This window comes from Streptomyces sp. NRRL WC-3605 (assembly GCF_001509795.1).
Lineage (GTDB): Bacteria > Actinomycetota > Actinomycetes > Streptomycetales > Streptomycetaceae > Streptomyces > Streptomyces viridochromogenes.
Map to the genome: position 1 here is coordinate 55,521 of NZ_LLZN01000091.1, position 20,230 is coordinate 75,750.

At 72.5% G+C, this 20,230-nt stretch carries 20 protein-coding genes; 15 read left to right on the forward strand and 5 right to left on the reverse strand.

What is annotated here, in order from left to right:
- Positions 1-4: 4 nt before the first annotated feature.
- Positions 5-1,273: an alanine racemase gene (locus tag ADL34_RS28945; protein WP_062671535.1), complete on the reverse strand. Its 1,269-nt coding sequence runs from the start codon at positions 1,271-1,273 to the stop codon at positions 5-7.
- Between the two features lie 138 nt (positions 1,274-1,411).
- Between ADL34_RS28945 and ADL34_RS28950 the strand changes: the two genes are divergently transcribed.
- From ADL34_RS28950 to ADL34_RS28970, 5 genes are all read left to right on the forward strand, one after another.
- Positions 1,412-2,464, forward strand: coding sequence for a sugar kinase (locus ADL34_RS28950; protein ID WP_062671534.1), 1,053 nt, complete (start codon positions 1,412-1,414; stop codon positions 2,462-2,464).
- Positions 2,461-3,222, forward strand: coding sequence for an IclR family transcriptional regulator (locus ADL34_RS28955; protein ID WP_062671533.1), 762 nt, complete (start codon positions 2,461-2,463; stop codon positions 3,220-3,222). Before ADL34_RS28950 ends, ADL34_RS28955 begins: the two co-directional genes overlap by 4 nt.
- Positions 3,219-3,629: a RidA family protein gene (locus ADL34_RS28960; protein ID WP_062671532.1), complete on the forward strand. Its 411-nt coding sequence runs from the start codon at positions 3,219-3,221 to the stop codon at positions 3,627-3,629. The genes ADL34_RS28955 and ADL34_RS28960 overlap by 4 nt, the downstream gene beginning before the upstream one ends.
- Before the next feature lie 120 nt (positions 3,630-3,749).
- A complete protein-coding gene (locus ADL34_RS28965) occupies positions 3,750-5,234 on the forward strand; it encodes a GntP family permease (protein ID WP_062671531.1) in 1,485 nt (494 codons plus the stop codon).
- A 77-nt stretch (positions 5,235-5,311) separates the two neighbouring features.
- The gene (locus ADL34_RS28970) at positions 5,312-5,893 is read left to right on the forward strand and encodes a hypothetical protein (protein ID WP_062671529.1); all 582 of its coding nucleotides are present in this window, start codon (positions 5,312-5,314) and stop codon (positions 5,891-5,893) included.
- Between the two features lie 23 nt (positions 5,894-5,916).
- Here the strand turns inward: ADL34_RS28970 and ADL34_RS28975 are convergent, their stop codons facing one another.
- Positions 5,917-7,266, reverse strand: a complete 1,350-nt coding sequence (locus ADL34_RS28975; protein ID WP_062671527.1) for a M14 family metallopeptidase — start codon at positions 7,264-7,266, stop codon at positions 5,917-5,919.
- A gap of 343 nt (positions 7,267-7,609) precedes the next feature.
- On the opposite strand from ADL34_RS28975, the gene ADL34_RS28980 reads away from it, so the two are divergent.
- Positions 7,610-8,524 carry an MEDS domain-containing protein gene (locus ADL34_RS28980; protein ID WP_062671525.1) on the forward strand — a complete coding sequence of 305 codons (915 nt, stop codon included), beginning with the start codon at positions 7,610-7,612 and terminating at the stop codon, positions 8,522-8,524.
- 90 nt (positions 8,525-8,614) lie between these two features.
- On the forward strand, positions 8,615-9,934 hold the full coding sequence (locus tag ADL34_RS28985) for an Nramp family divalent metal transporter (protein ID WP_062671523.1): 1,320 nt from the start codon (positions 8,615-8,617) through the stop codon (positions 9,932-9,934).
- A gap of 7 nt (positions 9,935-9,941) precedes the next feature.
- Here the strand turns inward: ADL34_RS28985 and ADL34_RS28990 are convergent, their stop codons facing one another.
- Both ADL34_RS28990 and ADL34_RS28995 read right to left on the reverse strand, forming a co-directional pair.
- Positions 9,942-11,168, reverse strand: coding sequence for a hypothetical protein (locus ADL34_RS28990; RefSeq protein WP_062671521.1), 1,227 nt, complete (start codon positions 11,166-11,168; stop codon positions 9,942-9,944).
- A 61-nt stretch (positions 11,169-11,229) separates the two neighbouring features.
- A complete protein-coding gene (locus tag ADL34_RS28995) occupies positions 11,230-11,745 on the reverse strand; it encodes a SigE family RNA polymerase sigma factor (protein ID WP_062671519.1) in 516 nt (171 codons plus the stop codon).
- A 124-nt stretch (positions 11,746-11,869) separates the two neighbouring features.
- Here ADL34_RS28995 and ADL34_RS29000 point away from each other — a divergent pair, with 124 nt between their 5' ends.
- Positions 11,870-12,307 (forward strand): hypothetical protein, encoded by a 438-nt coding sequence (locus ADL34_RS29000; protein WP_062671517.1) that lies wholly within the window; start codon positions 11,870-11,872, stop codon positions 12,305-12,307.
- Positions 12,308-12,314: 7 nt separating this feature from the next.
- Here ADL34_RS29000 and ADL34_RS29005 read toward each other — a convergent pair whose 3' ends face one another.
- Positions 12,315-14,018, reverse strand: coding sequence for a chitinase (locus ADL34_RS29005; RefSeq protein ID WP_062671515.1), 1,704 nt, complete (start codon positions 14,016-14,018; stop codon positions 12,315-12,317).
- 277 nt (positions 14,019-14,295) lie between these two features.
- On the opposite strand from ADL34_RS29005, the gene ADL34_RS29010 reads away from it, so the two are divergent.
- The 7 genes from ADL34_RS29010 to ADL34_RS29040 all read left to right on the forward strand — a co-directional run bounded on the left by ADL34_RS29010 (position 14,296) and on the right by ADL34_RS29040 (position 20,220).
- Complete coding sequence (locus ADL34_RS29010) at positions 14,296-15,105, forward strand: hypothetical protein (RefSeq protein WP_107115709.1); 810 nt, start codon at positions 14,296-14,298, stop codon at positions 15,103-15,105.
- Positions 15,106-15,185: 80 nt separating this feature from the next.
- Positions 15,186-15,893, forward strand: a complete 708-nt coding sequence (gene cpaB / locus ADL34_RS29015; protein WP_062671511.1) for a Flp pilus assembly protein CpaB — start codon at positions 15,186-15,188, stop codon at positions 15,891-15,893.
- Positions 15,894-15,902: 9 nt separating this feature from the next.
- Positions 15,903-17,186, forward strand: a complete 1,284-nt coding sequence (locus ADL34_RS29020; protein WP_062671509.1) for an AAA family ATPase — start codon at positions 15,903-15,905, stop codon at positions 17,184-17,186.
- A gap of 47 nt (positions 17,187-17,233) precedes the next feature.
- Entirely contained in the window at positions 17,234-17,560 is a 327-nt protein-coding gene (locus tag ADL34_RS29025; RefSeq protein WP_234375136.1) for a pilus assembly protein, read from the forward strand.
- Between the two features lies 1 nt (position 17,561).
- Positions 17,562-17,912 (forward strand): TadE/TadG family type IV pilus assembly protein, encoded by a 351-nt coding sequence (locus ADL34_RS29030; protein ID WP_062671505.1) that lies wholly within the window; start codon positions 17,562-17,564, stop codon positions 17,910-17,912.
- Positions 17,913-17,924: 12 nt separating this feature from the next.
- Complete coding sequence (locus ADL34_RS29035) at positions 17,925-19,262, forward strand: CpaF family protein (protein WP_062671503.1); 1,338 nt, start codon at positions 17,925-17,927, stop codon at positions 19,260-19,262.
- Between the two features lie 10 nt (positions 19,263-19,272).
- Positions 19,273-20,220, forward strand: coding sequence for a type II secretion system F family protein (locus ADL34_RS29040; protein WP_062671501.1), 948 nt, complete (start codon positions 19,273-19,275; stop codon positions 20,218-20,220).
- The last annotated feature ends 10 nt before the right edge of the window (positions 20,221-20,230 follow it).

Genomic DNA, 20,230 nt, shown 5'->3' on the forward strand with positions numbered 1-20,230 from the left:
CTCCTCAGAAGAACGTGCGGATGTAGTCGACGACCGTCCCGTCCGCCTCGGCGAGCGGGATCAGCTGCCACTTGTCGAACGCCGTGCACGGGTGGGACAGTCCCAGGCCGAGCCAGTCCCCGGCCTCCAGGTCCGCCTCCCCGGTCGTCTCCAGCCAGGCGTGCTGGTCGGACAGCGCGGTCACGGTGACCCCGGTGGCGGGGCGTTCCACGCCGTCCCGGCGGACCACCTGGGCGACCGGCAGATCGAGGTCGTACGCCGCGTCGCGCTTGCCGGCGTTGACGAAGGCCTGCCCGGAGGAGGGGCGGGAGACGACCTGCGCCCACAGCCGGAACGCGGGCTCCAGGGCGCCCTCCTGGGGGACCCGGTTGAACGGGGTGAGCTCGCGGTAGTGGCCGTCGTCGTGCGAGACGTACGCGCCCGAGCGCAGCAGCTTCAGCACGGGCGCGGACAGGCCGGGGATCTCGCCGAACACGTCGGCCACCGCGTCGAACCAGGCGCTGCCGCCCGCGCTCACGACGATCTCGTCCAGCCCCGCGAACCGGCCCGCCTTGTCGAAGGACACCGCCAGCGCCACCAGCCGGCGCAGCCAGGCGCGCACCCGCTCCGGGTCCGCCCGCGGGACCTCGCCCTCGTACCCGGCGACCCCGACGAGGCGGAGCGTGTCCGTGGCGGCCACCGCGTCCGCGACGGCCGCGCACTCCTCGTCCGTACGGACCCCGGTGCGCGCGCCCTCGCCGGCCGCCAGCTCCACCACGACGTCCAGCGGTCGTCCGGCCCCGGCGGCCCGCAGCGCGGCGTCCATGAGCCGTACGCCGGACACGGAGTCGACGTAGCAGACGAGGCGGAACGCGGGGTCGGCCAGCTCGCCGGCGATCCAGCGCAGGGCGGAGGCGTCCACGAGCTCGTTGGCGAGGAAGACCCGCCGCACGCCGAACGCCCGGGCCACGCGCACCTGGTGGGGCACGGCGAGCGTGATGCCCCAGGCGCCGCGCTCGATCTGCCGCTGGAAGAGCTGCGGGGCCATCGAGGTCTTGCCGTGCGGGGCGAACGCGAGGCGGTGACGGTCGGCGTACGTCTCCATCAGGGCGAGGTTGTGCTCCAGGCGCTCGGCGGAGAGCGCGAGCACCGGGGTGGTGAAGCCGCCGGTGAAGAGGTTGCGCCGCTGGGCGGCCAGCTCCCCGACGGTCAGGCCGTCGGCGTCGGGCGGGAGGCCCTTGAAGCGGTGGTCGACGCGCTCCTCGGACAGGCGGGCCAGCGCCTCGTTCCCCATGGAACCTCCCTGATCAGTGGCGTTGCAGTGAGTGCAACACTCATTGCGTATTTCGCTTGTCGCTGTCTAACATCTCGGCCAACCGCGGGTCAACGGAACCGCGGATCCGCCCGCCCAAGGTCTGGAGCTACGACGATCGTGACCCCCACCGGACCCCGCAATGCCCCCGGCGTCGTGGACGTCGTCGCGCTCGGCGAGTCCATGGTCACGTTCCTGCCGTCGCGGCCGGGACGCCTCGCCGACGTCCCCTCGTTCGAGCGGGCCATCGGCGGCGCAGAGTCCAACGTGGCCTGCGGGCTCGCCGCCGCCGGGCACCCGGTGCGCTGGGTGAGCCGGGTCGGTGCCGACGGGTTCGGCGACCACCTCGTGGAGACCATCGGCGGGCACGGCGTCGACGTCTCGGCCGTGCGCCGCGACCCCGCCCGCCCGACCGGCGTCTACTTCCGCACCGCCGGCGACCGGGCCACCGACGCGCACGAGGTCGCCTACTACCGGGCCGGATCGGCCGCGTCCGCCATGTCCGTCGACAACGTCGACCTCGGCGCCGTGCGCGCGGGACGCGTCCTGCACCTGTCCGGTATCACCGCCGCGCTCTCGGGCACCTGCCTGGACCTGCTGCGCGAGCTGACCGCACCGCGCGAGGACCGCCCGCTGGTCTCCTTCGACGTCAACCACCGGCCCGGCCTGTGGCGGGACGCCGGCGGCCCCGCCGTGCTGCTGGACCTCGCCCGCGCCGCGGACCTCGTGTTCGTGGGCGCCGACGAGGCGCAGGACGCCTGGGGCGTCACCGGCGGCCCCGAGGCGATCCGCGCCGCGCTGCCCGAACCGCCGCTGTTGGTGGTGAAGGACGGCCCGCGCGGGGCTACCGCCTTCGACCGCGCCGCACGCCCCGCCGTGCATGTGCCGGCCCCCGCGGTGCGGGTCGCCGCCGCGACCGGGGCCGGGGACGCCTTCGCCGCCGGGTTCCTCTCCGCCACCCTGCGCGGCCTCCCGCTGCGCGACCGGCTGCGCCACGGGCACCTGTGGGCCGCCGCCACCCTGACGAGCCCCGCCGACCTCGCCGCGCCCCCCGCCCGCGACACCGCCGACGCCCTGGTGGCCCTCGACGACGCGGGGTGGGAGAAACTTCGACTCGGCCACGGCCGGACCCACACCGCGGACCGGGCCGACGAGGAGGTACCCACGCCATGAGCCAGACCGTCGACCGCGCGCTGAGCATCCTGCCGCTGCTCGCCGAGGGCCCCGCCGACCTGGGCAAGGTCGCCGAGCGGCTCGGCGTCCACAAGTCCACCGCGCTGCGGCTGCTGCGCACCCTGCACGAACACGGCATGGTCTACCGTCAGTCCGACCAGCGCTACCGGCTCGGCGCCCGCCTCATCGCCCTCGCCCAGGAGGCGATGGAGAACCTCGACATCCGCGGGATCGCCCACCCCCACCTCGTCCGGCTGAACGAGCAGTGCGGGCACACCGTGCACCTCGCCGTCTACGAGGAGGACGAGGTGCTCTACATCGACAAGGTCGAGAGCCGCTATCCCGTACGGATGTACTCGCGGATCGGCAAGCCCGTCGCCATCACCGTCGCGGCCGTCGCCAAACTGCTCCTCGCCGACCTGCCCGAGCACGAGCGCCGGGCCCTCGCCGAACAGCTCGACTACCCCCTGTACACGTCCCGTTCCACCCCCAACGCCCCCGCCTTCCTGCGGGAGTTGGACAAGGTCCGCGAACAGGGCTGGGCCACCGACCTCGGCGGCCACGAGGAGTCCATCAACTGCGTCGCGGCGCCCATCCGCGGGGCGGACGGCCGGGTCGTCGCCGCGATGTCCGTGTCCGCGCCCAACGTCGTCGTCACCGCCGACGAACTCCTCACCCTGCTCCCGCTCGTGCGCCGCACCGCCGACGCCATCAGTGGCGAGTACTCCGGCAGAACCCCAGCGAAGGACACCCCATGACCGACAAGACCGCGCTCACCCCGAAGACCCACACCACCCCGCCCGCGAAGTTCTCCCACGGGGTGCGCAAGGGCAACATCCTCCAGGTCGCCGGCCAGGTCGGCTTCCTCCCCGCCGTCGAGGGCCAGGCCCCCACGCCCGCCGGTCCCACCCTGCGCGAGCAGACCCTCCAGACCCTCGCCAACGTCAAGGCGATCCTCGAGGAGGGCGGCGCCTCCTGGGACGACGTCATGATGATCCGCGTCTATCTGACGGACGTGGACCACTTCGCCGAGATGAACGCGCTCTACAACGCCTACTTCGAGGAGCAGGGCCTCACCCAGCCGCCCGCCGCCCGCACGACCGTTTACGTCGGTCTGCCCGCGGGGCTCCTCATCGAGATCGACGCGCTGGCCGTCCTCGGCTGACGCCTCCCTCTCCCCGCCCGCCGCACCCCCCGCACGGCACGGCGCCCGCCCACCCCCGCGACGCCGTGCCGCGATGCCCCCTGCCCGAAAGCCGGATGCACCCACCCCGAGGACCCCCGCATGCCCCCTTCGTTCCTTCCGCTCGCCGCGTCGGCACCCGAGACACCCCCGCACACCGGCGGTCTGCTGCACCTGATCGACGGCACGGCCGGACTGCTCACGGTCGCCGCCCTCGGCATCGCGCTGCTGCTCTACCTGATCATCAAGGTGCGGCTCCAGCCCTTCGTCGCGCTGCTCGCGGTCTCCATAGCCGTCGGCCTGATGGCCGGCCTGTCCGTCACCGAACTCTTCGGCACCGTCCAGCGGTCCGACGCGGTGTCGACCATCGAGTCCGGCATGGGCGGCATCCTCGGCCATGTCGCCATCATCATCGGCCTCGGCACCATGCTCGGCGCCATCCTCGAAGTCAGCGGCGGAGCCGAGGTGCTGGCGTCCCGTCTGCTGCGGCTCTTCGGGGAGCGGCGGGCCCCGCTCGCGATGGGCGTGACCGGCCTGATCTTCGGCATCCCGGTCTTCTTCGACGTCGGCATCTTCGTCCTCGCGCCACTCGTCTACGCCGCCGCCAAGCGCTCGGGCAAATCGATCCTGCTGTACTGCCTGCCGCTGCTCGCGGGCCTGTCGATGACCCACGCCTTCCTGCCCCCGCACCCCGGCCCGGTGGCCGCGGCCGGTCTGCTCCACGTCGAGCTGGGCTGGGTCATCCTCATGGGCGTCGTCTGCGGCATCCCCGCCGTGCTCGCCGCGTGGGCGTACGCGGCCTGGATCGGACGCCGCGTCTTCGTCGCCGTGCCGCAGGACATGGTCGAGGCGGCCCAGGAGGCCCGGGAGGCGGTCCTCGCCGAGCAGCGGGCGGCCGGGGTGGAGCCCCGGGAGAAGCCCGTGCCGCTCGGTACGGTCCTCGGGATCATCGGCACGCCTCTGGTGCTGATCCTCGCCGCGACGTTCTCCTCGATCGGCCTGGACCCGTCCACCGTCCGCTCGGTGATCGAGTTCTTCGGGCACCCGTTCGTCGCCCTGACGATCGCCCTGCTCCTCGCGTACTACCTGCTGGGCATCCGGCGCGGCTGGTCCCGCAAGTCCCTGGAGACGGTGTCGACTTCCTCCCTGAAGCCGGTCGGCAACATCCTGCTGGTCGTCGGCGCGGGCGGTGTATTCGGCGCCGTCCTCAAGGCCAGCGGCGTCGCCCAGGCCCTGTCGGACACCTTCAACGACGTGGGCCTGCCGGTCATCGTGCTGTCGTACCTGATCTCGCTGGTGCTGCGGGTCGCCCAGGGCTCCGCGACGGTCGCCATCGTCACCACGGCGGGAATCGTCGCGCCCCTGCTCTCCGAGGGCGACCACTCCCAGGCGTTCGTCGCCCTGGTCATCATGGCCGTCTCGGCCGGCTCGATCTTCGCCTCGCACGTCAACGACGGCGGATTCTGGATCGTGGCCAAGTACTTCGGCATCACCGAGCGGGACACGCTGAAGTCGTGGACGGTCCTGGAGAGCGTCCTGTCACTGGCCGGGTTCGCGGTGGCTGCGGTGCTCAGCCTGTTCGTGTAGTCCCGCGTCTCGCGGGTCGGTAACGATGCGGGGGCTGGTTGCGCGGAGCACAGGGTTGTCGACCATACTGCTCGGCTGTGGAGCAGCGCATAGGTTCAGGCAGCCAGCCCCTGGTGGAAGGCGCCGGGTTCGACCCGGCCTTCGTCCCCGGGCTCACCCCGCCCGCGTCCGCCGCCCCCAAGGGCCCGCTGGAGAAGGACGATCCGGCCGCGGCGGACCCCGACGAGGCGGTGCCCGAGGAGGCCGCCGCCGAGACGGAGGAGCCCGAGGAGCCCGAGGACACGAGGGACGCCCCGGAGGACGCGGCCGCCGACGAGGCGCCCGTGGACGGCCCCGTGTTCGAGGCGGCCGACCGCCGGGCACGGATCGTCGCCGACCACCGGGGGGTCCGGCTCTGCCTGGACGACCAGGAGTGCGAGTTCCGCTGGGACGAGATCGCCGCCGTCGAGACGGAGTCCCCGCGCTTCGGGAAGCGGTACACCGTCACGGTGCACACTCCTGACCGCCGCTGGTACCCGATCGAGATCGAGGCGGCGGCCAGGAGCCGCTTCACGGAGTGGGACGAGCAGCTGGACGCCGTCCTCGACGCCTACTTCGAGGAGGGCGCGGCCGAGGAGGCCGAGGCCACCGCCGAGGCCGCCGCCGCGGAGAAGGAGTAACTCCTAGGCGCTCCCAGGCACTCCTAGGAGCAGTACTGGGCCTCCTTCCCGATGGACCGGTACATGCAGTCGGCGTTCTCCAGCAGCTGGAGCACGGCGTCCCGGTTGCGGGAGGTCTCCCGCTCGATGACCTCGTCGGGCGGGTAGAACCCCCCGCCGCCGGACCTCGGGTACATCTCGAAGGTGTACGAGAAGATCCGCTGGTCGCCCCAGAGCCAGTCGTCGATCGAGCCGTCGGTGATGTAGAGGTCGCTGGACTGCTCGGGTGTGTAGCCGTTGCTGGCGGCCATCCTGCGACCGACGGTGGCGAAGGCGTTGCGGTCGTCGGCCGTCATCCCGGTCGTGGTGTCGGAGTACGTGTACCCGAACGGCCACAGCACCAGCTCGCTGTAGGTGTGGAAGTCGATCCCGGCCGTGATCTGCTGCTTCCCGCCGACGATCCGGCTGCGCACGAAGTTCGCGACGACCTTCACCTCGGGGGACGACTCGGCGCGGGCGCCCCGGTAGGTCTCGGAGGAGGTCGATCCGGAGGAGCCGCCGCAGCAGCCCCAGCGGTAGGCCCAGTTGCGGTTGAGGTCGGTGCCGACGGACGAGGAACCGGAGTTGGGCTGCCGGTTCTTGCGCCACGACCGGTAGGAGCCGGTGGCGATGTCGTACTCGCCGCCGTCCGGGTTGAGGTCGGGCACGATCCAGATCTCCCGGCTGTTCACCAGGCCGGTGACGCGCGCGTCGCTCCCGTAACCGGACGTCAGTTCGCGCAGCAGGTAGAGCGCCATCTCCACGGTGAGGTGCTCACGGGCGTGCTGGTGGTGCGTGAACAGCACCTCGGGCTCGGCCTCGTCGGTGCCCACGTTGTCGCTGATCTTGAGGGCGACGATGTCCCGGCCCTGATAGGACGTGCCGATGACACGCCGGCTCACGAGGGACGGGTTGGCCGCGACGACCGTGTTGATCTCGGCCGTCATCTCCGCGTAGTTGTGATAGCGCGAGTCGGCCGTGGGGAAGTCGTAGAGCCGTACGTCGCCGTCGCCGGCCGACCGGTCGGGGACCGCGCCGAGCGGGGTGACGTCGTAGCCGAGCGCCCTGAGCTTCTTGATCTGGCCGGCGCGGCCGGAGACGACGACGCCGTGGTCGTCGGCGGCGTCCACGCTCACGCCGGTGCGCTGGAGTGCCGTGCGGTCGGCGGCGGTCGCGTGCAGCCGGACCTCGTACTGACGGATGTCGTCGGCGGAGGGGGCCGCCTCGGCGGCGCTGTCGGCGGACGCGGAGACGGTGTCGGTGAGGGGTGCCGCGAGGGCGAGCGAGAGCAGGGCGGCGAGTGCGGCCGCCCGTCTGCCGCCGCGCGCGCCCGGTCCGCGGGTGCGAAGTCGCATGAAGTCTCCTCGGGGGAGTGGGGGTGGGGTTCAGTGCGACGTACGACGTGGTGCGGGGGTGCGGGGCTCATGGTCGGGGTATGGCATGAACAGTTCAAGGGTGGAGAACCGGCCTACGCCCGGAACAGGCCGAAAACGGGCCGCGCAGTGTACGCGTGCGCCATGCGCCCGGCGCGTTCCCGGGCGAAGTCCACCCGCCGGTGTGACCCCGGCGTGCGCGGCGGCGCGCGGCGCGGGAAGGGTGAGGGTCCGCGCAAGGGGGAGCGGGGGGAGCGACGGCGGCGGGGACCGGCGCACCCCCCGGCTCCCCCCGGCCTCCCCAGGACGTCAGGAGAGCCCGCCGATGACCTCCGCCGCCGCACCCGGAGCCGGTCCGTTCGATCACCGCATGGCCGTCTTCGGCTCCGACGACGAGTTCCTGGCGCGGGCGCTCCCCTTCCTCGCCGAGGGACTCGCCGCCCGGCACGAACCGCCGCCCGTGGTCATCGCCGCCCCCGGCAACCTGGACCTGCTGCGCGACGCCCTCGGCCCCGCGGCCGGCGGCGTCGGACTCGTCCCGCACACCGAGTGGTACACGGGCTCCGCGGCCAACGCGATCGCCCGGGGCGCCGGTTACCTCGCCGAGCACGCCGGCCCCGGCGGCCGTATCCACCTGCTGATGGAACCCGTGTGGGGCGGCCGGGCCGGGCGCTCGCCCCGCGAGACCGCCGAGTGGATACGCTACGAGGCCCTCGTCAACCTGCTGTTCGCGCCGCTCGCCACCACCGCCCTGTGCGCCTACGACACCCGGGTCGCCGGCGCCACCGTCGTCGCCGCGGCCCGCCGCACCCACCCCGACTGCGCGGTGTACGAGGACCCGCTGCGGATCGCCGCCGAACTGGACGCCGTACCGCTGCCCGCGCCGCCCGCCGCCGCCGACCGCATCCCCGGTCCGGCACCGGCCGACGGGGCCGTGCGCACCTGGGCCACCGTGCAGGGGCTGGCGCCGGCCGAGGCGGAGGTGTTCGCCACGGCCGTCGCCGAGGCGGCCGCGGCCCTCGGCCCCGTCGACCGGGTGCTCCTGTGGACCGACGGCCCGGCCTGCGTCGGCGAACTGCGGCCCGTGCGCCGCGTCGAGGACCCGCTGGCCGGATTCGTGCCACCGCCGGACGCGGCCTCCGGGCAGGGACGGGGCCTGTGGTTCGCCCGCCAGGTGTGCGCCTACGTGGACGTCCGCGACGAACCGGGCGGGACGAGTGTCCGGCTCCAGCACGGCTGAGCGGGGCCCGGTGGCGCCCGTGCGGACATCGGGTGCAGATCGCGGCACGCCCTCTTGTCGGCCCGGCGCCCGTGCGCTTACTTGACCTGCATGGCGGACACCACGGGAAGCACAGAGGCATCACCGGTCGGCGCGGCGGACTCCCGCCCCCGTAAGTCCAGTTGGCGGTACATCGGGCCCGGCATCGTCGTCGCCGCCACCGGTGTCGGCGCCGGCGACCTGGTCGCCACGCTCATCGCGGGCAGCAACTTCGGCTACACCCTGCTGTGGGCCGCGATCATCGGCTGCCTGGTCAAGATCTCCCTCGCCGAGGCCGCCGGACGCTGGCACCTGTCCACCGGCCGCACCCTCTTCGACGGCTGGGCCTCCCTGGGCCGCTGGACCACCTGGTTCTTCGCCGCGTACGTCGTGGTCTGGGGCTTCGTCTACGGGGCGGCGGCGATGTCGTCGAGCGCCCTGCCCCTGCAGGCGCTGTTCCCGGACGTGATGGACCTGGAGTGGTGGGCGATCGCCTGCGGCCTGACCGGCCTGGTGTTCGTCTGGTTCAACAAGTACGCGGTGTTCGAGAAGGTCATGACCGTCCTGGTGGGCGTCATGTTCGTCGTCACCGTCTACCTGGCCGTCCGCGTGGCGCCGAACCTCGGGGACGCCTTCGCGGGCCTGCTGCCCGTCCTGCCCGACGAGAAGGACTCGATCCTCAACACCCTCGGCCTGATCGGGGGTGTCGGCGGCACCATCACGCTGGCCGCGTACGGCTACTGGGTCAACGCCAAGGGCTGGACGGACACCGGCTGGATGAAGGTGATGCGGCTCGACAACCGCGTCGCCTACCTCACCACCGGCATCTTCGTCGTCGCGATGCTCTTCGTCGGCGCGGAACTGCTGCACTCGGCGAACGTGGCCATCGCGAGCGGCGACAAGGGGCTGCTCCAGCTCGGCGACATCCTGGAGGACGAGTACGGCACGGCCACCGCCAAGTTCTTCCTGATCGGCTTCTTCGCCACCTCCTACACCTCCCTCATCGGCGTCTGGCACGGCGTGAGCCTGATGTTCGCGGACTTCGTCGCCCGCTACCAGGGAGAGGGTGCGCAGAAGGCCGAGAAGGTCGCCTCCGGCGCCCGCGAACGCTCCTGGCCGTTCCGCGCGTACCTGCTGTGGCTGACCTTCCCGCCCATCGTCCTGCTGTTCCAGGGTCAGCCCTTCCGCCTGATCATCCTCTACGGCGTGCTGGGCGCGGCCTTCCTGCCGTTCCTCGCGGGCACCCTGCTCTGGCTGCTCAACTCGGCCCGTACCCCCGCCCCCTGGCGCAACGGCGCCCTCAGCAACGCCATGCTGACGATCGCCGGACTGCTGTTCCTGGTCCTGTGCGTCAAGCAGATCTGGGACCAGCCGTGGGCCGACTTCTTCTAGCGGTCTTTCAGCGATACCGGTCCCACTCCGGGCTCAGGGCGATCTTCCGCAGCTGTGCCTTGGTCAGGACCGGCGCCGTGCGGCTGGGGGCGTCCTGCTGGGTCGGCGCGTTGAGGGCGCTGACGGTGACCCGGAAGCCGTCCGTGCGCAGGGAGTCCACCGTCCACATCACGGCACCGGGCACGCCCTTGTCGCCGGCGTTCTCGCGGACGTTCACCAGCGTCCCGTCCGGCAGCGTCTCGGACCCCTCCCCGAACAGTTCCCCGGCCACGTCGCCCATGTTCTGCTGGACGTCGACCTGCACATAGCCGCGGCCCCCGCCGTCGTCCAGGACGAGGAACGAGTAGTCCTCGCCGCGCTCCACGACCTTCGCCTTCCGGGGCAGCAGGGCCGCGAGCGTGTCCAGCACCGAGTCCACGGACGGCCCGGCGGGCGGCTCCGCCCCCTCCACCGGGTCCTCGGGCAGCGAGTCGACGTAGCCGCGCCACACGCGTGCCGTCACCAGCTTCTTCAACCGGGCCGTGGACAGCGGGGGTTCGGGCCGGGTCACCGGGGCGTCCTTCTCGGCCGCGGAGTTCAGCTCGGTGACGAACACATGCTGCCCGGCCGGGGTCACCAGGTCGGCCGACCACAGCTTGGTCTTCGCGCGCCGGTCGCCGTACACGTACCCCTGGAACAGCTTCAGCAGTGAGCCGTCGGGCAGCTCGGTGGAGACGCACGCGTCGTGCCGCACCAGCGTCCGGTCGGGGCAGTCGACCGTCTGGCGGGCGTGCTGCCCGCCGAACGCGATGCGGTCCAGTCCGACGACGACCGCCGCGGCCCCCTCGCCGTCGTCGAACACGAGACGCGCGTACGGCGCCGGCGCTCCGTCCGCCCCTCCCTTGGCCTCCTGCCCGCTCACCTCGCCCTCGGGCAGCATCTTCTCCAGCGACTCGATCAGCTCCCGCCCGGTGACGGGTGCCAGCGGTGCCTGCGCCGAGGGCCGTCCGGTCGTGCCGGGCCGGGGCGCGGTGCCGTCGTCCCAGGGGGTGAGCAGCGCCCCGCCGACCCCGGCCAGCGCGACCCCGGCTACCCCGCCGAGGACCGCCGTACGGCGCCGCAGCCGCTGCCGTCGGCCCCGGGCGAGCCCCCCGTCGACGAGGGCCGTGCGGTCGGCCGTGAAGTGGTCGCCGGCGTCGCGCAGGGCGAGCCCGAGCCGGGTCTCGAAGGGGTCCTGGTCGTGTTCCACGGGCATGGCGGATCCACCGTTCTCAGAAGGATCAGAGGGATCGGAAGGAAGGGGGCGGGCGTCGGGGTCAGGGTGTGGCGTACTCGCCGAGTTCCTCGCCGAGGAGTTCGCGCAGCCTGCCGAGCGCCCGGGTGCACCGGGTGCGCACGGCGGCCGAGCTGGCGTTCATGACGTCGGCGGTCTCCTCGACCGAGCGGTCCTCCCAGTAGCGCAGCACGACGACCGCCCGGTCCTTGGTGGGCAGCCGGGCCAGCGCCTGGAGCAGGGTCAGCCGCAGCGGAAGGTCGCCGTGGCCGCCGTCGGCGGCGGCGCGGTCGGGGATCGTGTCCGTGGCCCGCTCGGTGCTGCTGCGCCGCCGCTGGTGGGCGAGGAAGACGCGGGTGAGGACGGTCTGCGCGTAAGCGGCCGGGTTGTCCACCCGGGAGATCCGCCCCCAGCGGACGTAGATCCGGCCGAGTGCCTCCTGCACGAGGTCCTCGGCGAGATGCGTGTCCCCGGCCGTCAGCAGACAGGCCGAGCGGTACAGATGCCCGGCCCTGGCCGCCGCGAACCGCGCGTACTCGTCCGCGCGCGGCTGTCTCATACGTCCCCCTGTGGCTGTGCGGTGAGGCCCTCACCTCACCGATGCGGTGGGACGGGGAGAATGTTTCACCGCAGCACCCGGAAGTCTGCCGGGTATCCCGCGAGGACGAGGACCAGGACCCCCGATGAGCGAGCAGCCACCCGCACCCGGACCGGGCTTCGGCCCGCCCCCGCCGCAGTACACGCCGCACCAGGCGCCCGCGCCACCGCCGTACGCCCCCGCGCAGCCGGGGTACGGGCCCGTGCCGCCACAGCCGCAGCCACAGCCGGGCATGCCGGCCGCCGGTCCGGAGTTCCTGGCCGTCGACAAGCGCAACGCGGTCGTCGTGGACGCCTCCGGTGTGGTCTTCGAGATGTACGGCCTGTCCGTCGAGTTCCGCTGGCCGGAGATCCGCAGCGTGCACTACCAGGCGAGCCCGAACGGCAAGGCGCTGATGGTGGCCGTGATCCACCAGGACGGCCGGTTCTACGAGTGTGTGGTGGAGGCCAAGCCCCGGGCCAGGCTGCAGGAGTGGTTCCCGCAGCTGGCCTGGGTGCTCGGCCACTACCGTCCGGCGGGGTGAGACCTCCCTACGGGAGGGAGTGGACGTGCGGGCCCACCGCGTTGGACCAGGCGTTGCCCGCGGTGGCGTCCCAGTTGGTCGACCAGGTCATCGCGCCCCGCAGGTCCGGGTAGGTCCGCGAGGGCTTGAACGTGCCGCAGTTGGTGCCCTTGGCGAGGCAGTCCAGCGCGTTGTTGACGACCGTCGGCGACACGTACCCGCTGCCCGCGCCCCGGGTGGAGGCGGGAAGCCCCAGGCCGACCTGGGAGGGGGCCAGACCGCCCTCCAGCTGGATGCAGGCGAGCGCGGTGAGGAAGTCCACCGAGCCCTGGCTGTACACCTTGCCGTCGCAGCCCAGCATCGAACCGCTGTTGTAGTACTGCATGTTGACGACGGTGAGGATGTCCTTGATGTTCAGCGCCGTCTGGAAGTAGGTGTTGGAAGTCGACTGCATGTCGATGGTCTGCGGAGCCATAGTGATGATCAGCGACGAGCCGGCCTTCGCCGACAGGGACCGCAGGGCCTGCGTCATGTAGGTGGCGTTGAGGCCGTTCTCCAGGTCGATGTCGACGCCGTCGAAGCCGTACTCCTGCATCAGCGCGTACACCGAGTTCGCGAAGTTCGCCGCCGAGGCGGAGTCGTTCACGGCCACCGTGCCGCGCTCGCCGCCGACCGAGACGATGACCTTCTTCCCGGCGGCCTGCTTGGCCCGGACGTCGGCCTTGAACTGGGCGACGGTGTATCCGCCGAGCCCGGCCGAGTCCAGGTTGAAGGTGACCGCGCCCGGCGTGCCCGTCGCGTCGGCGAAGGCGACGGCGATGATGTCGTACTGGGACGGCACGTCGGCCAGCTTCTGCACCGTGGCGCCGTTGTTGAAGTTCTGCCAGTAGCCGGTCACCGCGTGCTTGGGCAGGGAGGGGCCCGTCGGGGTCGCCGTGGTCGTCCCCGTCACGGCCGCCGACTTCGCCGACTCACCGGCCGCGTTGGTGGCGGTGACCTGGAAGGTGTACGACGTGGAGGCCGCGAGGCCGGTGACCGTCGCCGAGGTGCCGCCGACCGCCGTCACCTTGGTGCCGTTGCGGTAGACGTTGTAGCCGGTGGCGCCGGAGACCGTGTTCCAGGCCAGCGAGACGGAGGAGGAGGTGCGGCCCGAGACGCTGAGCCCGCCCGGGACGCCGGGGACCGTCGGAGCGGGGTCGGTGCCCCCGCCGCCGTCCGGCCCGAACACGGAGATGTCGTCGGCGAAGTACGCCGCCTGGCCGTACCAGCCGTGGGTGTAGACCGTCACCGCGCTGGTGGAGCCGCCGGTGGTGAAGGTCGTCGAGAGCTGCTTCCAGGACGCCGAGTCCGGGGTCCAGGTCGACACGTCGGTGGTGCCGGTACCCGTGACGCCCAGGTAGGTGTAGCCGCCCTGGACCCACGCGCTCAGCGTGTAGGTGGAGTTGGGCTTCACCGCCACGGTCTGCGAGCACCGGGCGTTGTCCTGCCCGGCCGGTGTCGCCTTCAGCGCGGACGCGCCGCCGTGCACCGGTGAGGAGACCGTCGTGCCGCTGCCCGCGGTACAGGTCCAGTTGGTCAGGCCGGACTCGAAGCCGGCGTTCCTCGCGTTGTTGACGTCCGCCGCGGACGCCTGGCCGGCGCCCAGGAAGGTCAGGGAGAGGGCGGAGGCGGCGAGAGCCGCACAGAGGCGCGCCGCCCGTCCGGGGAAGCCCCGGGATCTGTTAGTGAACATGCCAAAACAAGGTGGTCCAGACCAATCAAACTGTCAAGAGGTTCCGGTCGTGGAGACTTTGTGCGCACGACCTGCCCCGTTTTGACGGGAGTTGGGGGTGGACAGTTATCTCCCGGCTGCGGAAACGCTGTTCTCCGGTCATCGAGCCGTGGATACAGTGCAGGGACAGTCACGCAACGAAGTCGTCCCGGTGCACCGGAGTGACACGAGCGCCGGGGCCGGGCGGGGAGACGGGGAGCGACGCGTGCCAACTGCCATTGCCGTGACCAGTGCCGACATGGCGCTGCCGGCGCAGGACGAGCGGACCGTGCCCGCCGTGGTGCTCCCGGACCTCGAACGGGAGCCGCTGGAGCGGTCGCTGGCGCACCTGCAGTCCCTGACCGACCAGCACGGCCATGTGATCGTGGTCTGCTCCCAGGCCGCCTCCCGGCGCGCCCGGCAGCGGCTGCACACCGTACGGTCCCTGCTGGAGAGCGACCGCATCGCCGTCTTCGAACCCGCGCTGCCGCCGCTCGCGCTCGCCGTCCTCGCCCGCCAGCTGCGGCAGCTCGCCTCCTGCGACCTGAGCCCCGGCATCCTCGCCTCGGCCGGCCGGCTGCTCACCCACTACCTGCACGCGGGCGCGCTCCTCGGCTCCGTCGCCAAGCTCGACCGCGTCCCCGTCGACCTCGGCTCGCACGCCCGGTCCTGGATGCCCGGCAGCCAGTTCGGCGTCCTCGCCCACCCGTCGCCCCAGCTCGTCCGGGCCGCCCCCGGAGTCACCCTGCCGGGACCGGAGTTCGGCACCTCGATGCTGGTCGCCCAGGGACAGCTCCAGTCGGACTGGGTCGCCGGCACGCTGGCCCCGTCCTGGCGCGCCCAGGGCCTGCGCGAGGTGGTGCTGCCCGCCGAGTCGGTCCCGTGGTGGGGGACGGCCAAGCTGATCGAGTTCTGCGCCTTCCTGCCCGACCTGCCGGTCCTCTATCAGCTCGTCGGTTCCGTACGGCAGAGCTCCTGCCACTGGTGCGGCATCGACGTCATCGGCGACCGCTGCGTCTTCTGCTCCGCCACCCCGCCCGCCCACGTGCAGCCCGCCCGCGCAGGCTGACCGGACCGGGCCCGGCCCCGGCCCCGGCCGGGTCCCACCGACCGCCCCCGACCGATTCCCCCAATGAGGTTGCACGGTTCATGAACTCCCGTCAGCGCCGCGGCGTGATACTCCTGCTCCTGTCCGTCCTGTGCGCCCTCGGCGCCTTCGCCGGCGTGCTGTCCGTCATCAGCGACGTGAAGTCCAAGGTCGGCCCGGAGGTCACCGCCTACCGGCTCGCCCGGGACGTGGCCCCCTACACCCCGCTCGGCGCGGCCCAGTTCGAGAAGGTCGAGATGCCCGAGCGGTGGCTGTCGCCGAACGCCGTCACCGACCTGAGCGACATCCGCGGCAAGATCGCCGTCACCACGCTCAAGGAGGGCTCCCTCCTCCAGAGCGACATGATCGTCGACCAGCCCGCCCTGAAGGCGGACGAGCAGGAACTCGCCATCATGATCGACGCGGCGACCGGCGTCGCCGGGAAGATCACCCCCGGCTCCACGGTCAACGTCTACGCCACCTTCAAGGGCGAACGCGACGGCGCCCCGGACCAGTCCAAGCTCATCGTGGCCAACGCCCGCGTCATCGACGTCGGCGACCTGACCTCGCTGGAACCCGACCGCGACGACCGGAACCGCCGAACCGTCGAGGCCGTCCCCATCACGTTCGCGCTCAGGACCGTGGACGCCCAGCGCATCACCTACGCCGAGTCGTTCGCCGACGAGGTGCGGCTCGCGCTGGTGGCGCCCGGTGCCGCCTCCGACGTCGCCCCGTCGGACCGCACGTACGAACTCGCCAAGGACAAGTGAGAGGCCCCCATGCCCACGAGGATCCTCCCGGCCGTCGGCGACGCGGACGCGGTCCGTTCCCTCACCAGCCTGCTCAGCCAGCTTCCCGACGCCGAGCCGGTCGCCCCCGTCACCGACTCCACCCAGCTCGTCGACACCCTCGCCCGCCTCGCCGCCGAGTCCGTCGACGAACTGCCCGAGGTCGTCGTCGTCCACGAACGCATCGGCCCCGTCCCGGCCCTGGAGCTGATCCGCGAGGTAGCCCTGCGCTTCCCGGCCGTCGGCGTCGTCCTCGTCACCTCCGACGCGAGCCCCGGCCTCTTCCAGGCCGCCATGGACCACGGCGCCCGCGGCCTGGTCGCGCTGCCCCTGCACTACGAGGAACTCGCCAGCCGCGTCAACGCCGTCGCCCAGTGGTCGGTCGGCGTACGACGGCACCTGGGCGCCGGACCCGACGTGTTCGGCGGAGCAGGCGGCACCGTCGTCACGGTCAGCGGCGCAAAGGGCGGCGTGGGCGCGACCCTCACCGCCATCCAGCTCGCCCTCGCCGCACAGGCGTCCGGCCGCAGCACCGCCCTGCTCGACATGGACCTCCAGACCGGTGACATCGCCTCCTACCTGGACATCCAGTTCCGCCGCTCGGTCGCCGACCTCGCCGCCATCACCGACATCTCGCCGCGCGTCCTCGCCGACGCGGTGTTCCGGCACGACACCGGCGTCGCCCTGCTCCTCGCCCCCGGCGACGGTGAGCGCGGCGAGGAGGTCACCGACACGGCCGCCCGGCACATCGTCGGCGCGCTGCGCTCCCGCTACGAGGTGGTCGTCGTCGACTGCGGCGCCCAGCTCAGCGGCGCCGGCGCCGCCGCCGTGGAGGCGGCCGACACCGCGCTCCTCGTCACCACCCCCGACGTGGTCGCGGTGCGCGGCGCCAAGCGGGCCGTCCGGATGTGGGACCGCCTGCAGATCCGCAAGGCCGAGGAGACGACGATCGTCGTCAACCGGCACACCCGGTCCGCGGAGATCCAGCCCGCCCTGATCCAGCGCATCACCGGCACCGCGGTCGCCGCCACCGCCGTCCCGGCCAACTTCAAGGAGCTGCAGGGCGCCGTCGACGCCGGCCGGGTGCACGAACTGGACGCCAAGTCGACCGTCAAGCAGGCCCTGTGGGCCCTCGCGGGCGAACTGGGCCTGGTCGCGGGCACCGAGAGCGCCGCCCCCCGGCGCGGCGGACGGGCCCGGGGCGGGGAGCGGGCCGCCCGGGGTGGGGAGCGGCCCGCGGTGACGTTCCGGCGGCGCAAGGAGATAGGGCGGTGAGGCGGCGGCGGGGGGACCGCGGGCAGGTCGCGATCGAGTTCCTCGGAATGACACCGCTGATCCTGCTGACGCTGGTGCTGCTGTGGCAGTGCGTCCTGGTCGGATACACGTACACGCTCGCCGGGCACGCCGCCGACGAGGCGGCGAGGGCGGGGACGGCCGCGGACCCCGGGGCCCGGCTCGCCGCGTGCCAGGAGGCCGGCCTCGCGGACCTGCCGGGCGCCTGGACCGGCGAGGTGGAATGCGGCACCGGCGGAGGGCTGGTGACGGCCGACGTGCACCTCGAGGTGCCCGTCCTCTTCCCCGGCTCCATCGGGTTCCCGTTCACGGTCGACGGCCACGCCGGGGCCGTCGAGGAGGAGGGGAGGGACTGAGATGGCGTACGGCAGGAAGCACCGCGACCGCGGCCAGGTCGCCCTGGAGTACCTCGGGTTCGTCCCCCTGCTGATCCTCGTCGCCCTCGCCGGCATCCAGCTCGGCCTGATCGCCTACGCCGCCCAGCAGGCCGGCACCGCGGCCCGGGCCGGGGCGCGCGCCGCCTCCCTCGACGAGAGCGCGCAGGCGGCCTGCTCCGCCGCGGTCAGCGAATGGCTGGAGGTCAGCTGCCCGCCCGTCGTGGGCGGCGACGAGGTCTCCGTCACCGCGACGGTGCAGATCCCGTCGATCGTCCCCGGCTGGGACTTCGACCCCGCCGAGAAGACCGCGATCATGCCGCTCGACCACTGAACGAGGAACCCCATGAGCCTGAGGTCACGCATCACCACCCCCGAGGAGAAGGGCGGCCGGGGCGAGGACGGACACCTCGTCGCCACCTACCGCGCCAAGCTCCTTCAGGAGATCGACCTCGCGGAGATGAGCTCGCTGGCCGCGGCCGAGCGCCGGGCCCGCCTGGAGCGCGTGCTCGGCCACATCATCAGCCGCGAGGGCCCGGTGCTGTCCACGTCCGAGCGCGCCCAGCTGATCCGCCGGGTCGTCGACGAGGCGCTCGGCCTCGGCATCCTCGAACCGCTCCTGGAGGACGCGTCGATCACCGAGATCATGGTGAACGGCCCCGACGCGATCTTCGTCGAACGCGCGGGCCGCGTCGAGCAGCTGCCGCTGCGCTTCGCCTCCCACGACCAGCTGATGCAGACCATCGAGCGGATCGTCTCCACCGTCAACCGCCGCGTCGACGAGTCCAACCCGATGGTGGACGCCCGGCTGCCGTCCGGCGAACGCGTCAACGTCATCATCCCGCCGCTCTCCCTCAGCGGGGCCACCCTCACCATCCGCCGCTTCCCGCGCTCCTTCACCCTGCACGAGATGACCGGCCTGGGCTCCCTCGACGAACCCATGGTGTTCCTGCTCGCCGGACTCGTGCAGGCCAAGTTCAACGTCATCGTCTCCGGCGCCACCGGCACCGGGAAGACCACCCTGCTGAACGCCCTGTCCGGCCTGATCCCGTCCTCCGAGCGCATCATCACCATCGAGGACTCCGCCGAACTCCAGCTCCAGCAGGCCCATGTGATCCGCCTGGAGTCCCGCCCGCCCAACGTCGAGGGCAAGGGGCAGGTCACCATCCGCGACCTGGTCCGCAACTCCCTGCGGATGCGCCCCGACCGGATCGTCGTCGGCGAGGTGCGCGGCGGCGAGTCCCTCGACATGCTCCAGGCCATGTCGACCGGCCACGACGGCTCGCTGGCCACCGTGCACGCCAACAGCGCCGAGGACGCCCTGATGCGGCTGAAGACCCTCGCGTCCATGTCCGAGGTCGCCGTCCCCTTCGAGGCGCTGCACGACCAGATCAACAGCGCCGTCGACGTCATCATCCAGCTGACCCGGTTCCCGGACGGCGCCCGCCGCATCACCGAGATCGCCGTCCTGGACAGCCACGGGGCGGAGCCGTACCGGCTGGTGACCGTGGCCCGGTTCAACGCCCAGCCCATGACGCCCGACGGCCGCGTCCACGGCGCCTTCGCCTGCTACCCGCTCCCGCGCCGCACCGCCGACCGCCTCTACATGGCGAACCAGCCGATCCCGCAGGCGTTCGGCGTCGCCGCGTCCCCGCTCGAGCTCGCCACCCGAGAGGCCAGGTAGGACCCCGCCCATGGACCTGCAGACCCGCATCACGCTCACCACCGGCATCGCGCTGCTGACCTGCGTCCTGGCCGTCCTGGGCGTCCAGGCGTACGCCGCCGGCCGGGCCCGCCGGCAGGCCCTGGTCGAGCGGCTGTCCGCGACCGGACAACTCACCGGCGCGGGCGGACGCCGGCGGCGCTTCCCCGGCCTGGACCGCCGGCTGCGCCGCACCCGCCTGGGCAGGCGCCTGGAGCTGCGGCTGGCCGCCACCGGCCTGGACGTCACCCCCGGCGAGTTCTTCGTGACCATGCTGGCCGTCGTGGCCGGTCTCTGGCTCGTCGGGCAGGCGGCCCTCGCCCCCTTCTTCGGGCCGATCGCCGGACTGCTCGGCGTGTGGGCCGCCGTCCAGTTCCTCAACTGGCAGCGGCAGAAACGCATCGAGCGGTTCATCAACCAGCTCCCCGAACTCGCCCGCATCCTGGCCAACGCCGCCCACGCAGGCCTCGCCCTGCGCACCGCGATCGGCCTCGCCGCCGAGGAGCTGGAGGCCCCCGCCGGGGAGGAACTCGCCAAGGTCTCCCACCAACTCGCCCTCGGCGCCTCCATGGACGACGCGCTCGGCGAACTCGCCGAACGCCTCCCCTCCCGCGAACTCGTCGTCCTGGTCACCACGCTGGTGCTGTCCAACCGGGCCGGCGGCCAGGTCGTCAGCGCCCTGCGGAACCTCACCGAGACACTGGAGGAACGCAAGGAGACCCGGCGCGAGGTCCGCACCCAGCTCTCCCAGGTCAGCATGACGTCGTACGCCGTCCCCGTGCTGGGCGTCGGATCGCTGTTCCTGATGAACGGCGTGAAGGACGGCGCCCTCGACCGCATGACCGGCAGCCCGCTCGGACAGGCCGCCGTCCTCGTGGCGTTCGGTCTGTACGCGCTCGGCTTCCTGCTGATCCGCCGCCTCTCACGGATCGACGTCTGAGGGGGCCTCG

Coding starts and splice junctions, on each gene's coding strand:
- ADL34_RS29025 (WP_234375136.1), top strand. CDS start 17,234: ATGACACCGCTGATCCTGCTGACGCTGGTGCTGCTGTGGCAGTGCGTC.
- ADL34_RS28965 (WP_062671531.1), top strand. CDS start 3,750: ATGCCCCCTTCGTTCCTTCCGCTCGCCGCGTCGGCACCCGAGACACCC.
- ADL34_RS28990 (WP_062671521.1), bottom strand. CDS start 11,168: ATGCCCGTGGAACACGACCAGGACCCCTTCGAGACCCGGCTCGGGCTC.
- ADL34_RS28955 (WP_062671533.1), top strand. CDS start 2,461: ATGAGCCAGACCGTCGACCGCGCGCTGAGCATCCTGCCGCTGCTCGCC.
- ADL34_RS28960 (WP_062671532.1), top strand. CDS start 3,219: ATGACCGACAAGACCGCGCTCACCCCGAAGACCCACACCACCCCGCCC.
- ADL34_RS28975 (WP_062671527.1), bottom strand. CDS start 7,266: ATGCGACTTCGCACCCGCGGACCGGGCGCGCGCGGCGGCAGACGGGCG.
- ADL34_RS28995 (WP_062671519.1), bottom strand. CDS start 11,745: ATGAGACAGCCGCGCGCGGACGAGTACGCGCGGTTCGCGGCGGCCAGG.
- ADL34_RS29005 (WP_062671515.1), bottom strand. CDS start 14,018: ATGTTCACTAACAGATCCCGGGGCTTCCCCGGACGGGCGGCGCGCCTC.
- ADL34_RS28980 (WP_062671525.1), top strand. CDS start 7,610: ATGACCTCCGCCGCCGCACCCGGAGCCGGTCCGTTCGATCACCGCATG.
- ADL34_RS29020 (WP_062671509.1), top strand. CDS start 15,903: ATGCCCACGAGGATCCTCCCGGCCGTCGGCGACGCGGACGCGGTCCGT.
- ADL34_RS29040 (WP_062671501.1), top strand. CDS start 19,273: ATGGACCTGCAGACCCGCATCACGCTCACCACCGGCATCGCGCTGCTG.
- ADL34_RS28945 (WP_062671535.1), bottom strand. CDS start 1,273: ATGGGGAACGAGGCGCTGGCCCGCCTGTCCGAGGAGCGCGTCGACCAC.
- ADL34_RS29035 (WP_062671503.1), top strand. CDS start 17,925: ATGAGCCTGAGGTCACGCATCACCACCCCCGAGGAGAAGGGCGGCCGG.
- ADL34_RS29010 (WP_107115709.1), top strand. CDS start 14,296: ATGGCGCTGCCGGCGCAGGACGAGCGGACCGTGCCCGCCGTGGTGCTC.
- ADL34_RS28985 (WP_062671523.1), top strand. CDS start 8,615: ATGGCGGACACCACGGGAAGCACAGAGGCATCACCGGTCGGCGCGGCG.
- ADL34_RS29000 (WP_062671517.1), top strand. CDS start 11,870: ATGAGCGAGCAGCCACCCGCACCCGGACCGGGCTTCGGCCCGCCCCCG.
- ADL34_RS29030 (WP_062671505.1), top strand. CDS start 17,562: ATGGCGTACGGCAGGAAGCACCGCGACCGCGGCCAGGTCGCCCTGGAG.
- cpaB (WP_062671511.1), top strand. CDS start 15,186: ATGAACTCCCGTCAGCGCCGCGGCGTGATACTCCTGCTCCTGTCCGTC.